This is a genomic window from Rhizobium sp. YIM 134829 (assembly GCF_046546455.1).
Genome location: NZ_JBKHKI010000002.1, coordinates 98,541 through 112,309, shown reverse-complemented (window position 1 = coordinate 112,309; position 13,769 = coordinate 98,541). Strand labels below are relative to the sequence as shown.

10 protein-coding genes are annotated in these 13,769 nt (G+C 65.5%); 6 read left to right on the top strand and 4 right to left on the bottom strand.

Annotation, left to right across the window (positions count from 1 at the left end; all coding sequences use genetic code 11):
- Positions 1 to 40: 40 nt before the first annotated feature.
- Entirely contained in the window at positions 41 to 2,437 is a 2,397-nt protein-coding gene (locus ACLE20_RS05420; protein WP_410939503.1) for a putative bifunctional diguanylate cyclase/phosphodiesterase, read from the bottom strand.
- A 194-nt stretch (positions 2,438 to 2,631) separates the two neighbouring features.
- A complete protein-coding gene (locus ACLE20_RS05415) occupies positions 2,632 to 3,255 on the bottom strand; it encodes a 50S ribosomal protein L25/general stress protein Ctc (RefSeq protein ID WP_410939247.1) in 624 nt (207 codons plus the stop codon).
- Positions 3,256 to 3,531: 276 nt separating this feature from the next.
- On the opposite strand from ACLE20_RS05415, the gene ACLE20_RS05410 reads away from it, so the two are divergent.
- Positions 3,532 to 5,610, top strand: coding sequence for a putative bifunctional diguanylate cyclase/phosphodiesterase (locus ACLE20_RS05410; RefSeq protein ID WP_410939246.1), 2,079 nt, complete (start codon positions 3,532 to 3,534; stop codon positions 5,608 to 5,610).
- Between the two features lie 3 nt (positions 5,611 to 5,613).
- On the opposite strand, the gene ACLE20_RS05405 is transcribed toward ACLE20_RS05410, so the two are convergent.
- Entirely contained in the window at positions 5,614 to 6,789 is a 1,176-nt protein-coding gene (locus tag ACLE20_RS05405; RefSeq protein WP_410939245.1) for a benzoate/H(+) symporter BenE family transporter, read from the bottom strand.
- A 218-nt stretch (positions 6,790 to 7,007) separates the two neighbouring features.
- On the opposite strand from ACLE20_RS05405, the gene ACLE20_RS05400 reads away from it, so the two are divergent.
- From ACLE20_RS05400 to ACLE20_RS05390, 3 genes are all read left to right on the top strand, one after another.
- The gene (locus tag ACLE20_RS05400) at positions 7,008 to 7,955 is read left to right on the top strand and encodes a helix-turn-helix domain-containing protein (protein ID WP_410939244.1); all 948 of its coding nucleotides are present in this window, start codon (positions 7,008 to 7,010) and stop codon (positions 7,953 to 7,955) included.
- A gap of 171 nt (positions 7,956 to 8,126) precedes the next feature.
- A complete protein-coding gene (adh, locus tag ACLE20_RS05395) occupies positions 8,127 to 9,635 on the top strand; it encodes an aldehyde dehydrogenase (RefSeq protein WP_410939243.1) in 1,509 nt (502 codons plus the stop codon).
- A gap of 322 nt (positions 9,636 to 9,957) precedes the next feature.
- Positions 9,958 to 10,383, top strand: a complete 426-nt coding sequence (locus tag ACLE20_RS05390) for a DUF779 domain-containing protein (RefSeq protein WP_410939242.1) — start codon at positions 9,958 to 9,960, stop codon at positions 10,381 to 10,383.
- Here the strand turns inward: ACLE20_RS05390 and ACLE20_RS05385 are convergent.
- Entirely contained in the window at positions 10,359 to 12,188 is a 1,830-nt protein-coding gene (locus ACLE20_RS05385) for a hypothetical protein (protein WP_410939241.1), read from the bottom strand. The genes ACLE20_RS05390 and ACLE20_RS05385 overlap by 25 nt on opposite strands.
- 179 nt (positions 12,189 to 12,367) lie before the next feature.
- Between ACLE20_RS05385 and ACLE20_RS05380 the strand changes: the two genes are divergently transcribed.
- Positions 12,368 to 13,378, top strand: coding sequence for a glycosyltransferase (locus tag ACLE20_RS05380; RefSeq protein ID WP_410939240.1), 1,011 nt, complete (start codon positions 12,368 to 12,370; stop codon positions 13,376 to 13,378).
- Complete coding sequence (locus tag ACLE20_RS05375) at positions 13,375 to 13,746, top strand: GtrA family protein (RefSeq protein ID WP_410939239.1); 372 nt, start codon at positions 13,375 to 13,377, stop codon at positions 13,744 to 13,746. The genes ACLE20_RS05380 and ACLE20_RS05375 overlap by 4 nt, the downstream gene beginning before the upstream one ends.
- Positions 13,747 to 13,769 lie beyond the last annotated feature (23 nt).

Genomic DNA, 13,769 nt, shown 5'->3' with positions numbered 1-13,769 from the left:
TTGCACCCGCTTCGCCCGGTCTTGTCAAGCGCCTCGGCGCTCAGGCGGAAATGGGACGCCGCTGGCGCACGGGGCTCTCCTTGGCCTCCGTGCCATGTTCCAGAAGCGCGATCATCGCCTCGATCGCCAGCGGCTGGCTGAAGAGGAAGCCTTGCCCATGCTGGATGCCGAGCTTCTTCAGCGCCTCCCAGTCCTGTGTCGTCTCGACGCCCTCGGCCACCGTGCTGCAGCCCATCTGGCTGGCAATGGTGCGGATGCCCTTGATCAGCATCCGGCTCTTGCGCCGCATCTCGGGTGCGGGGCCGTTCAGGGAGCGGACGAAGGATTGGTCGATCTTGACGATGTCGACGGGGAATCGGTTGAGGTAGCTCAGCGACGAGTAGCCCGTGCCGAAATCGTCAAGCGCGATGCGGCAGCCGAACTCGTTCAGCTGTCTCAGCACCCCATGCACCTCCGGATTGTCGAGCATCAGCACCGCCTCGGTGATTTCGATCACGATGCGTCGGGGCATGATCTCATGTTCGAGCAGCAGGGCGGCAAGGCGATGGGGCAGGGTGCTTTCGAATTGCAGCGGCGAAAGGTTGAGCGCCATATAGGTATCGCCGGCGCCTTCCAGGCGTGAGATCCGGGCGAGATGCGCGACGGCCCTCTCGATGATGCGGCTGCCAATGCTCGGGATCGTTCCGTTCTCTTCCGCGACGCGGACGATCTCGGCCGGTGTCAGCAACCCTGTCTTCGGATGGTCGAGCCGCATGAGCGCTTCGAAGCCGACGATGCGGCCATCGGCCATGGCGACGATCGGCTGCAGATGGATGTCGAACCAATCGTTCTTCAGGCCGTCCTTGATGCAGTCCTCGATCTCGCGCCGCTGCCGCGCTGCCTCGATGATGGCGGCATCGAAGACGCGCGAACCGCTCTTGCCGTCGCGCTTGCGGGCATACATGGCCATATCGGCCTTCAGCAGCAGATCCGAGGCACTCTCGGCATGGGCGGGATAGAGCGCGATGCCGATCGAGCAGCTGACGGTGAGGTCCACGCCATTGATCACCATCGGCCGTTCCAAGGCGTCGAGGATGCGCTGCGCCGTCAGGCTTGCCGCCTGTGCGCCATGCTCCACCGCAATCAGGATCGCGAACTCATCGCCGCCGAGCCGCGCGATGCGGTCCTCCGGCCGGAGCGCGGCGCGCATGCGCTCCACCACGATGCGCAGCACGGCGTCGCCGGTCGCATGGCCGAAATTGTCGTTGATCCATTTGAACCGGTCGAGATCGATGAACAGGCAGGCGAGTTCCGCGTCCTGTTCGTTGGCAGCGAGGATCGACTGATCGAGCGCCGCCTCGAAGCCCTGCCGGTTGAGCAGCCCGGTCAGGTGGTCGGTCAGCGCCTGCCGGTGCCGGTCACTCTCCGCTTGCTTGAGTGCGGTCACGTCGGTCATCACGGCCAGTGCCGTATCCTCCTCCGACATGGCGTGGCGCACCGCGGTCTCGAGAATGAGCACGATCATCACCGTTCCGTCAGCGCGGAGGAAGGGGACGGTTACCGCGCAGGTGCCGCCGACGCGGCGTTCCTTATGCCGGCCGAGATAATCCTTGGTCGCAGCAGGATCGATGAAGTCGACGAAGGCGCGGCCAACGACGGCATCGCGTGTGAAGCCCGTCGCCATGAGCCAGTAATCGGAGACGGCGACGATCCGATCGGCGTGATCGATCGAAAACAGCATGGCCGGGGTGGTGTTGTAGATGGTGTTGATGCGCTGATGCGCCTGCATCAGGGCGCTTTCCTCGTCCTCCAGCTGCTGCTGCATCTCGTTGAACTTGCGCACCAGCGCGCCCATCTCATCGTCCGAATCCCAGTCCACCTGCTGGCGCCCGCCTTTGAGCCGCGTCGCATCGATCGCCGCCATCAGCCGCATCAGGGGGCGGCTGACGGTCACGCGGTTGCCGATCAGCGCCGCCGCGACCACGATGGTGACTGCGGTCAGGAGAATGGCCACGATGCTCAATTCGTCGCGGCTGAAGCGGGTGAACAGGCCGGGTTGGAGGAGGAGTACCTCCACCCGGCCAACCACGATCTCCCGGGAGGCGACTCTGTAGAGGATTGGCTGTTCGATCACGGCGAACCCGTTTTCGGCCTCGGGCGGCTGTTCCGGGGAGGAAGACAGGAGCGTGTTGTCGAAGTCATAGACGCGCACGGCCAGCACATTGCGATTGGCGGCAAGCGCGCGCGCATTGTCGGCAACCGCTTCCGCATCGCTGTTCCAGATCGGCTTGCCGAGCGTCTTGGAGCTCGCTTCCACCAGCGCTTCCATGCTCTGCACGCGCTCACGCCAGATCCGCTCGGCCGAAAGCAGCAGGAAGAGGATGACCAGGGGCGTCACGAAGACGAGGAGCGCGCCGCACACGATCGCGACAAAGCGTTTTTCAACAGAATGCATCAGCAGACGTTCCCAAACCCTAATCAAGCAAGCCGCGAAATCGGCCCTTCGTCATGGCCTTAAATCATGAAAACCTTAAAAGGCCCCTGACGGCGAACCGGAGACTTAATGAGTCCGACGCCAAAACGCGCGCATGCAAAGGGCCCGCCCCGCGGCTGCGGAACGGGCCCTCGATAATCTCAGAGGAAAGCTGTGGATTATTCGTCGCTGCTGTCTGCTGCGGCGTCCGTGCCTTCCTCTTCCTCGGTGAGGACGTCCGGGGCGGCGATCGTTGCGATGGTGAAGTCGCGGTCGGTGATCGTCGGCGTCGCATTCTTCGGAAGAACGATGTCGGAGATGTGGATGCCGTCGCCAACCTTGAGGCCAGCGAGGTCGGCCGTCAGCGAATCCGGGATATCGTCGGCGGGAACGCTGAGCTCGACCGTGTGGCGCACGATGTTGAGAACGCCGCCTTCCTTGATGCCGGGGGCCTGGTCTTCATTGATGAAGTGAACCGGGACCTCGACGTCGACGACGCTGTTCTTCGTCACGCGCAGGAAGTCGACATGCATGGTGAAGTCGCGGACCGGATCCAGCTGATAGTCCTTGGGGAGGACGCGGATCTTCTCGCCGTTCACGTCGATCGTGGCGACGGTGGTCATGAAACCGCCGGCGTGGATCTTGAGCGTCACTTCCTTCGACGGCAGAGCGATGGAAATCGGGGGCTGCTTGTCACCATAGATGACAGCAGGAATGAGGCCGTTGCGACGGAGTTCACGGGAGGACCCCTTACCAACCCGTTCGCGCGTTTCGGCCTTGAGCTCGTACGTTGCTTGGCTCATGGCATTGCCTTTCGTTTCGTTGTGAAGCAGTCTCGCGCCGCTTTCCAAGCGCCCGCGCGACGAGGGGCCAGAGCCCCATCCGCAGCGCCTCCAAGGGTGTCTGTGCGGACGCGGGCTCCTTAGAGGAGAAAGCCCGGTTTGGCAAGACCGGGCGCCACGCGCCTTCGCTCACACTTGTTCAGTTTCCGCTAACCTTTCACAGACGCTGCCGAGCCGCGTTAACCGATCGGTGTCGAACGCCCCTTAAACCTGGAGCCTGCCCTTTTCCGGTGTTCCATGTTCAAAGTCATTTCCTGCATCGCCTTCGACCACAATCCCTCCATGTTGGCGCTTGCCGTCGGTGTCTGTGCGCTCGGCGCCGTGCTGACCATGCGGCTCTTCGCGCGTGCGCGACGCACCCATGGCGGACAGCAACTCAACTGGCTGTTCCTCACCGCGCTGATCGGCGGCTCCAGCGTCTGGACCACCCATTTCCTTGCCATGCTCAGCTTCCAGCCGACGGTCGCCCATGCCTATCAGCCGGCGCTCACCATCGCCTCGCTGGTCGTCGCCATCGCCTTCAGCCTCGTCGGCTTCTCGCTGGCGGTCGTCCGGCCGGGGACGGTGTTGGTCGAGCTCGGCGGCGCGCTGATCGGGCTCGGCATCGCGACCATGCATTTCATGGGCATGGCCGCCTTTGAGGTCGAAGGGGTGAAGAGCTGGGATCATACGCTGGTCATATCCTCCGTTGTCCTCGGCGTGCTGTTGTCGGCGGTCGCCACCAGCCGGATCGCGCGGCCCGTCAATCGCTTCTGCAAATATGGTGGGGCGATCTGCTTCATCCTTGCCATTGCTTCCATGCATTTCACCGCCATGGGCGCCGTGTCGATCACGCCGGATCCGACGCAGGCCGTCTCCGCCGGTGTCATGCCGGATGCGGTGCTGTTCGCGATGGTCCTCACCGTCGTGCTGCTCATGCTGGCGCTCGGCGCCTCGACCTATCTGATTGACCTGCAGGCAACCGAACAGGCCGCCCAGCGCTTTCGGCATCTTTCGCTGCATGATCCGCTGACTGGTCTGCCCAACCGCGCCGCACTGCTTGAAACCCTGAATGAAAGACTGCGGCGGGGAAGCGACGAGACGGCGCGCCTGGCGTTGGTCGCCTTCGATCTTGCCCGCCTGCGTGAGATCAACGACGCCCACGGCCATGCCGCCGGCGACCACATGCTCCGCAGCGTTGCCAGCCGCTTGTCCGCCTCGATGCAGGAGGGTGAATTTCTAGCGCGGGTCGGCGGCGATGAATTCGTGGCCATCAGCAGCGAATTCTTCATGAAGAGCGAGGCTCGCGCCTTTGCCGCCCGCCTGCTCAAGGAGGTGTGCAAGCCGGTTGCCTGGGAGGAGGGCAGGCTGCTTTCCGTCGAGGCGAGCCTCGGCGTCGCGCTCTTTCCCGCCGATGGCCGCGAGGCAGAAGATCTGATCGGGCAGGCGAACCAGGCGCTGCTGCGCGCCAAGACCAGTGGCCGGCAGACCATCTGCTTCTACGACCGGTCCATGGACGAGACGCGCGACCGCTCGCGCCTGTCGATCGACCTGCGTGATGCGCTGAAGCGTGGTGAGTTCGAGCTGCACTACCAGCGCCAGAACTGCTGCACGACCCAGGCCGTCACCGGTTATGAAGTGCTGTTGCGTTGGCGCCATCCGACGCGCGGCTTCGTGCCGCCATCCGACTTCATCCCGATCGCCGAACGCACCGGTCTCATCGATGCGCTCGGCGACTGGGTGCTCGCCCAGGCCTGCCGCGAGGCCGCCGCCTGGCCGGAGCCGATCCGCATCGCCGTCAATGTAGCCCCGGCGCAGCTCGCCAACAGCGGCTTTCCCGCCCGCGTCGCTGAAATCCTGGCGGCAACTGGCCTGCCGGGCGAACGGCTGGAGCTGGAGATTACCGAAAGCGGCATCATTGCCGATCAGAACCACGCCCTGCATCTCGTCCAGCAGCTCAAAGGCCTCGGCATTTCGATCGCCATGGACGATTACGGCACAGGCTATTCCTCGCTTTCCACCCTGCAGAACTTCCCTTTCGACAAGATCAAGATCGACCGCGGCTTCATCGACGGCGTGACGCGCAACCCGCAATCGGCGGCGATCGTCCGCTCGACGCTGATCCTTGCCGAGAGCCTCGGGATCCCGGTCCTGGCCGAAGGCGTGGAAACGCAGGAGCAGCTTGCTTTTCTCGCCGAGGAAGGCTGCGCCCAGGTGCAGGGCTACCTCTTCGGCCGTCCGCAGCCGCTGCATGCCTTTGCCGGCGCTCTTCTGCAGGGCGTGGTCGAGAGCCTGGAGGCCGGGGAGCCCTCGGCCCCTTCGACGGCCGCCGCCTAAGGGTCAGGTCTTCCGCATGCGACTGAGCGCCAGGATAAGGCCGCCGGCGATCAGCCCCCAGAGCGCGCCCGAGACGCCGGCAAAGCTGAGGCCCGACGCGGTGACGAGGAAGGTGATTGCCGCTGCTTCCCGGGCCGTGGGCTCCTCGAAGGCGTGGAGCGCCGAGTTCGCAAAGGCGCCGATCAGCGCAAGGCCTGCCACCGCCTCGATCAGGATCGGCGGCGCGAGCCCGACGAGCGTTGTCACCGTCGCGGCGAAGATGCCGAAGAGCAGATAGAAAACACCGGCGATGATCGCCGAGGGATAGCGCCTGGCCGGATCGGCATGGGCGTCGGGGCCTGCGCACATGGCGGCGGTGATCGCCGCCAGATTGACTGCATGGCCGCCGAAGGGCGCGGCGAGGATCGAGAAGAGACCTGTGGTGGCAAAGAGCGGGCCCGGCTCCGGCGTGAAGCCGTTGACCTTCAGGACGGCGATGCCGGGAATGTTCTGCGAGGCCATGGTGACCACGAAGAGTGGCAGGGCGATCGAGAGAAAGCCGGAGAGGCTGAAGACCGGCGCGATCAGCAGCGGATGCGGCAGCAACGCCGCCATCAGCCGGGTTCCGGCATCATCGGGAATGCCGACGCCGAAGATCACGACCAGCCCGAAGGTCAGAAGCGCGGCGGGGACGGCAAGCAGCCGGTTGATCCGCGCGACAAGGGCCCAGGCGAGTACGATCGGCAGGCCGAGCCGCCAGTCGAGCCCGACCGCGCGCACCGGAGCGAAGCAGAGATTGACGAGGACCCCGGCGAGCATGGCATTGGCAAGCGGCGCGGGAATGCGCGCCACCAGCCGGCCGAAGGGCCGCACGAGCCCCGCTGCCACCAAAAGCAGCCCGCCCATCAGAAAGCCGCCGACCGCGGCGGGAAAGCCGCCCTCGATCGCCCCCGTGCCGGACAGCAGTGCCGCGCCCGGCGTCGACCAGGCGATGCTGATCGGCATCCGGAACCTGAACGTCAGCACGATCGCGCAGAGCCCCATGCTGAGCGACAGCGCCATAAGCCCCGAAGCGGCTTCGGCCTCGCTCGCCCCCACGGAACGCAGGCCATGCAGCACGACGGCAAAGGAGCTGGCAAAGCCGACAAAGGCGGCGAGCAGCCCCATGAAGGAGCTCTGGAGGGAGAGGGTGCGCAGCATGGGGATCCGTGAGGCGAGGCGGGAGGGACAGTCTCAACCGCTGTAGACCAGCCATGCCGCCGCCGGAAGGTCTCCATACCACCGATGCTTGCTTTTCCGACGAAACGACGTCGCGCAGCCTCGCGAGACGTCAGGGCCAGATCCGTAAGTGGCGAGGTGGACGCTTTTTCGATTTTCGCTTATACTCGCTCACCGTCAGCTTTCGGGGAGGAGAGCCGATGAACCATTCAGACCATGTCCAGGCCGTGGCGCTGCATGCCTCGGCCGCCGCCAGTTCGCCTGTCGCCGCCTCCTGGCGGCGCTGCCTCACCGTGCATGGCCTCTCGCCGGAAGAGGCGCGCTCGCCGATCCGCCTGAGCGAAGCGGAACTGCGCCAGGCGCGCGAGGCGAGCGGCACGCTGATCGAGGAGGCGAGCGGTGAGATCGACCGGCTGTTCTCGACCCTCGGACGCGCCGGATGTTGCCTGCTGCTGACGGATGGCAATGGCGTGGCGCTGGAGCGGCGCGGCGCGGCCAGCGACGACAAGGATTTTCGCGGCGTCGGCCTCTGGTCCGGCACGGTCTGGAGCGAGGCTTCGGTCGGCACCAATGGCATCGGCACGGCGATTGCCGATGAGCGGCCGGTGGTCATCTATCGCGACCAGCATTTCCTGAGCCAGAACACGCGGCTCTCCTGCGCCACCGCGCCGATCCGCGACCATCGCGGCCGGATCGCCGCCGCGATCGACATTTCCACCTGCCGCGAGGATGCCGGCGAGATGGCGATGACGATCCTGTCCCAGGCCGTGCGCGATGCGGCCGCGAGGATTGAGGGCAATCTCTTCCGCCGCGCCTTTGCCGGCCACCGCATCCTGCTGGTCCCCGCCGAAGGCAAGGCGACGCCGGCCCTGCTCGCCATCGACCGCGACGACCTCGTGCTCGGTGCCACCCGCACAGCGCGCCTCGTTCTCGGCCTCGACGACGCCCGGATCGCCTGTGGCGTGCCTGCCTCCGATCTCCTGCATGAGACGACTGCGGCGGGCGAGGAGAGCCTGCACGATGCCGAGCGGGCGGCGTTGCGTCGCGTGCTGTCTCGCGCCCAGGGGAATGTCTCGGCCGCCGCCGACAGCCTCGGCATCAGCCGCGCCACGCTTTACCGGAAGATGAAGAAGCTCTCGATCAACTGAATGCGCCAGCGGGGTACGCCACTGCATTGCAGCATGGAATGGGCGCTGCGGCTGTCGCAGATGTGAGACAGTTGGCCGGAGCTGGCCCCGCCCCCCGGCTGTCGTCCGCCCGCATTTCAGCGCAGCATGACCTCCGACAGATCCCTTGTCTGTTCTGAGGAGGAGAACATCATGTTGCACCAGAAGATCGTCGAGAACCCGTTCAAGCAGAAGTACGGCAACTTCATCGGTGGCGAATGGCGCGAGGCCTTGAGCGGCCGCACCTTCGACAACACCACGCCCGTCACCGGCGGCGTGCTCTGCCAGATCGCCCGTTCGGACGCGGCGGATGTGGAAGCGGCGCTCGATGCCGCCCATGCCGCCAAGGACAAATGGGGCCGCACCTCGACCACCGAGCGCGCCAATATCCTGATGAAGATCGCGCAGCGCATGGAGGACAATATCGAGCTCTTGGCACGGGCCGAAACCTTCGACAATGGCAAGCCGCTGCGCGAGACGATGGCGGCCGACCTGCCGCTCGCCATCGACCATTTCCGCTACTTCGCCTCCTGCGTTCGCGCCCAGGAAGGGTCGATCGGCGAGATCGACCATGACACGATCGCCTATCACTTCCACGAGCCGCTCGGCGTGGTCGGCCAGATCATTCCCTGGAACTTCCCGCTCTTGATGGCGGCCTGGAAGCTGGCACCGGCGCTTGCCGCGGGCAATTGCGTGATCCTGAAGCCGGCCGAACAGACGCCGGCCTCGATCCTGCTCTGGGCAGAGCTGGTGGGGGATCTCCTGCCGGCCGGCGTGCTCAACATCGTCAATGGCTTCGGGCTGGAGGCCGGCAAGCCGCTCGCCGCCAATCCGCGCATCAACAAGGTGGCCTTTACCGGCGAAACCTCGACCGGCCGGTTGATCATGCAATATGCCAGCCAGAACCTGATACCGGTCACGCTCGAGCTTGGTGGCAAGTCGCCCAACATCTTCTTCGCCGACGTGATGAACGAGGATGACGACTATTTCGACAAGGCGCTCGAAGGCTTCGCCATGTTCGCGCTCAACCAGGGCGAGGTCTGCACCTGCCCAAGCCGCGCGCTCGTGCAGGAGAGTATCTACGACCGCTTCATGGAGCGGGCGATCAAGCGTGTCGCGGCGATCAAGCAGGGCAATCCGCTCGACATGTCGACGATGATCGGTGCCCAGGCCTCGTCCGAGCAGCTGGAGAAGATCCTCTCCTACCTCGATATCGGCCGGCAGGAAGGCGCCGAAGTCCTCATCGGCGGCGAGCGCAACATGCTCGAAGGTGAGCTTTCGGGCGGATATTACGTCAAGCCGACCGTGTTCAAGGGCCACAACCGCATGCGGGTCTTCCAGGAGGAGATCTTCGGCCCGGTCGTCTCCGTCACCACCTTCAAGGATGAGGACGAGGCATTGGAGATCGCCAACGACACGCTCTATGGCTTGGGGGCCGGTGTCTGGAGCCGCGATGCAAACCGCTGCTATCAGTTCGGCCGCAACATCCAGGCCGGTCGTGTCTGGACGAACTGCTACCATGCCTATCCGGCCCATGCCGCCTTCGGCGGTTACAAGCAGTCCGGCATCGGGCGCGAGACGCACAAGATGATGCTCGACCACTACCAGCAGACCAAGAACATGCTGGTCAGCTACAGCCCGAAGGCGCTCGGATTCTTCTGAGACTGAAACGGAACATGGCCCTTCCCGCACAGCGCGGGGAGGGCGCTTGCTTGGTCAGAGACCTCGGAGAAGTCCGTAAGCGAGCACGTTCCACAGGAGAAGGGACATGGCCAGGCACAGCGTGTAGCATTCGGCGCGGTACGTCATGCAGGGGTCCTCCTCCACCTGGAACTCGACGATCTGGATGCGAGATAATCGCTGCGCGCGCCATCGCTAAATTTAGGGGTCTTTGCATCAAAGGGCGGGAATGTGCCTGTCCGTGCAACGATTTCCCCGATAGCGTGGCACCAATGTCACAGTTTTATGAAGGGAACAGCGAACCATGAGCGCTCTTGCAGCAGAAGGGGAAGCCGGACAGATCGACGGGCAGCCACGCGTGCTCGCCACCGAGGCGGCGCTCGCTTTCCTCAAGGAGATCCAGGCGGACTATCCGCAGGTCCTGTTTCACCAGTCGGGCGGCTGCTGCGATGGATCGTCGCCCATGTGCTATCCGGCCGATGATTACATCGTCGGCGACCAAGACGTGAAACTCGGCGAGATCGGCGGCGCGCCGGTCTATATCAGCGCCAGCCAGTTCGATGTCTGGAAACACACCCAGCTGATCATCGATGTCGTGCCGGGACGTGGTGGCATGTTCTCGCTCGACAATGGTCGCGAACGGCGCTTCCTCACACGGTCACGGCTCTTTTCCGGCGGCGAGGCCTGCGCCCTGCCGCTCCGCGATCACCGACCCGCCGCAACCCGGTAAAGCCGCAACGGCGCGTCGCGGCTGCCGTTTACCGGTGTCAGATAGGCGGGCACCTCACCGCGCAGAAGAGCGGCGTAGAGCCCATCGGGATAGGTGCTGCTCAGAAGTGCGACCTCCCCATCGGACGGGCAAAAGGCGAGCAGGGTTGCCCCGCTCTCTTGAAGCAGGCGCGCCGCGGCCGGGGGCGGCTCCATGCCTGCTCGCAGGCCTGCGAGCAGGCCCTGCTGGTTGCGGTGATAGGGGCCCGAGAGCGCGCGATGAGCGGTGAAGCGCAGAATGCTGGCTCCGAGATTGGAGGGGCCGGCGACAACGCCCGTCGGTTCGGCTGCGAGCGGCGCCATGGCGTCGCGACCGGTACAAGCGCCTGCCGACCGCGCGCCAGTCAACTCCGTTTCCTTGCCCGTTACCGTCATCAGACCGATGGTTCCGAGCCCCCAGACGCTCGGGATCGAGAGGAGGACGAGCAGTGCGAAGGCGAGCTCTGCGCTGGCGCGCCTGGGCGGGCCATGGGCGTGACGGCGCAGGTCGATGATGGCGAGCGCAAGAGGATAGAGCGCAAGCAGGCTGGCGAAGACGGTGCCACGCGCCTGGACCATGCCGATCAACAAGGCGGAAAGCACAAGCGCCAGGAAGATGAGATGCAGCTCCCGCCGCTCGCCGCGCCAGGCGCGCAGCAGGCAGATCAGCGTGCCGAGCAGGCCGACGCCATAGCCGAAGCCGAGGAAGGATGGGCGTGTCTCCGCGATCGCGAGGATCGACTGCGCCTCTTCGACATGGGAGAGCCACAGGCTTTTCAGAAGCGGATCGAGTGTCGCGAGCGGGCTCTGCAGGCATTGCGGCGCGACGGCCACAGCGAGTGCCGCAAGACCCACCGCGGCCAAAGCGAGCGCGCCCAGACGGATACGGGCCGACTTGGCGCTGACGGTCAGCGAACACAAGGCCAGAAGGCTGCCGCCGGCAGTCGCGAGCGTGAAGAAGCCGAGGGAGAGATTGTCACAGGTGACCGTCGAATAGAGGTGGGGTGGGGTTGTGGCGAAGAAGGCTGCGGAAACGGTGATCGCCAGCGTCAGCCCGAAGGCGGTCGCCTCGTCGCGCAGCCGGGCGCCGTGGACGGCCCAGCGGCAGGCGACGATGGCGCAGACTACGGCGACGAGCGGCGTCGTCTCCGCGCCGACTGCAATGGCCAGACCCGCGGCAAGACCGGTGACGGCGTGACCGAGAACCGGCCGTCCTCTCTCGACCAGGCCCATGACCATCAGCGTCACGAGCAGGATCTGCACATTGTGATGATCGATATTGCCGGGCTGGAAACGCGGATTGCTGAGCAGCGACAGCGTGCCGAGCACGAAGCCCGCCAGCATGACCGGCTGACCGCCGATCGACCGGCAGGCGCGGCCGATCGCGAGCAGGACCGGCAGGATCAGCAGGAGCGGCCAGGCCGTCAGCGCCGCTGCCTCCGCCGCCTCGCTGCTGAGGAACAGGTCGAAGAACCGGATCAAGAGGCCGATCGGCAAGTCCACGAAGCGGGACCAGTGCATCAGCGTCCCGCCTTCGAGGCCAAGCCGGGGTTGAACAAGGTCGAACCAGCTCTGCCCTGCCAGCCAGTCGCGCACCTCCACCAGCCGCATCACATCGTCATTGTCGGTGCCGACATAGTCACTGAGACCGGCGGTGGCGCGCAGCCCACCGAGCGCGACGATCGTCCAGCCGATGAGCGCCAGCGGCCAGATGCCTGCGAGCCTGGCAAGACGCGCCTGCCAGGCAGACGCGGGCGCGGCCGCCAGGTCGGGCTCGAAGGTCGTCATCCGATGTCGCCTCGTCGTTGGGGATCGCTTGGGTCCGGTCGATGTTCGGACGGTAGCCGGGGATGGTGAAGAAACGGTTCGCAACCACCAAAGGCGGCAGGCGGCGCCCCTTTCAACCGGACTTTAACGCTTGGCCGCCATGCTCGTCACCGGCCCCTTACGGACCATGGATCCTTTCGATGAGCGACAGCCTGCCCTCCGATCTCGAGATCGCCGTCCTTCTCCCCTGTTTCAACGAGGCCACGACGATCCTGCCGGTCGTGCTCGGCTTCCGCGCAGCGCTGCCGCAGGCGCAGATCTATGTGTTCGACAACAACTCGACCGATGACACGGCCTTGAAGGCGAAGCTGGCCGGCGCGACCGTCATCCGGGAAACCCGCCAGGGCAAGGGCAATGTCGTCCGGCGGATGTTCTCCGACATCGAGGCCGATATCTATCTGATGGCCGATGGCGATGGGACCTATCGCCCGGAGGATGCGCCAGAGCTGATCCGCACCCTGCTCGCCGAACGCGCCGACATGGCCGTGGGAACGCGGCGCGGGGTGACAGCCGATGCCGGTCGGCACGGCCATGCCTTTGGCAACCGCATCTTCAACCGCCTCTATACGGCCCTGTTTGGCAGTGACTTCACCGACATCTTCTCCGGCTACCGGGCCTTCTCGCGCCGCTTCGCCAAGAGCTTCCCGGCCGTCTCGCCGGGCTTCGAGACCGAAACGGAAATGTCGGTCCATGCGATGCGCCTGCGGCTGACCGTCGTTGAACTGGCACTGGATTATGGCCGGCGGCCGGAGGGCTCGCAGTCGAAACTCTCGACCGTCCGCGATGGCGCGCGCATCCTGCGCATGTTTGCGGTTCTGCTGAAGGAGACGCGCCCCTTCGCCTTCTTCGGCACGCTGAGCGGGCTGTTCATGCTGGCGAGCCTCTGCTTCATGACGCCGGTGCTGATCGAGTTCTTCGAGACCGGGCTCGTGCCGCGGCTGCCGACCTGGGTCTTCTCGGTCGGGCTGGCCATGATCGCCTTCATGCTTTTCACCGCCGGGCTGATCCTCGATTCGCTGGCCCGCGCCCGCGCCGAGCAGTTGCGCATGCATTATCTGGCACTGCCCTGCCTCTACGCGCGCCCCACCGCTCGCCAAGGGGCTGGGCTTGCGGTCCTCGAGGAGCGGGCGGCCAGCGCCGACGCGGCATGAGCCGGGTCCTGCGCTTCCTGTTGGTCGGCGGGGTCGGCTTTCTGGTGGATGCCGGCGTGCTGCTCGTGCTGATCACGGCCGGGCTTGGGCCGCTGCCCGCGCGGCTGGCGGCGATCCTGGTGGCGCTGACCGTCACCTGGCTGCTGAACCGTAGCCTGACCTTCGGGCCAAGTACGCGCTCTCTCGCAGCCGAAGGCGGGCGCTATGGCGGCGTCGGCCTGGCGACCAGTGCGGTCAGCTTCGCCGTCTATTCGGCGCTTCTTCTTCTGATGCCCTGGCTGCCGCCGATCCTGGCGCTCGCCGTCGGCTCCGCGGCTGCGATGGCACTGTCCTATCTCGGCTATTCGCGGCTGGTCTTCGGCCGCTAGAACGCGGTGGGGATCGTTCTCGG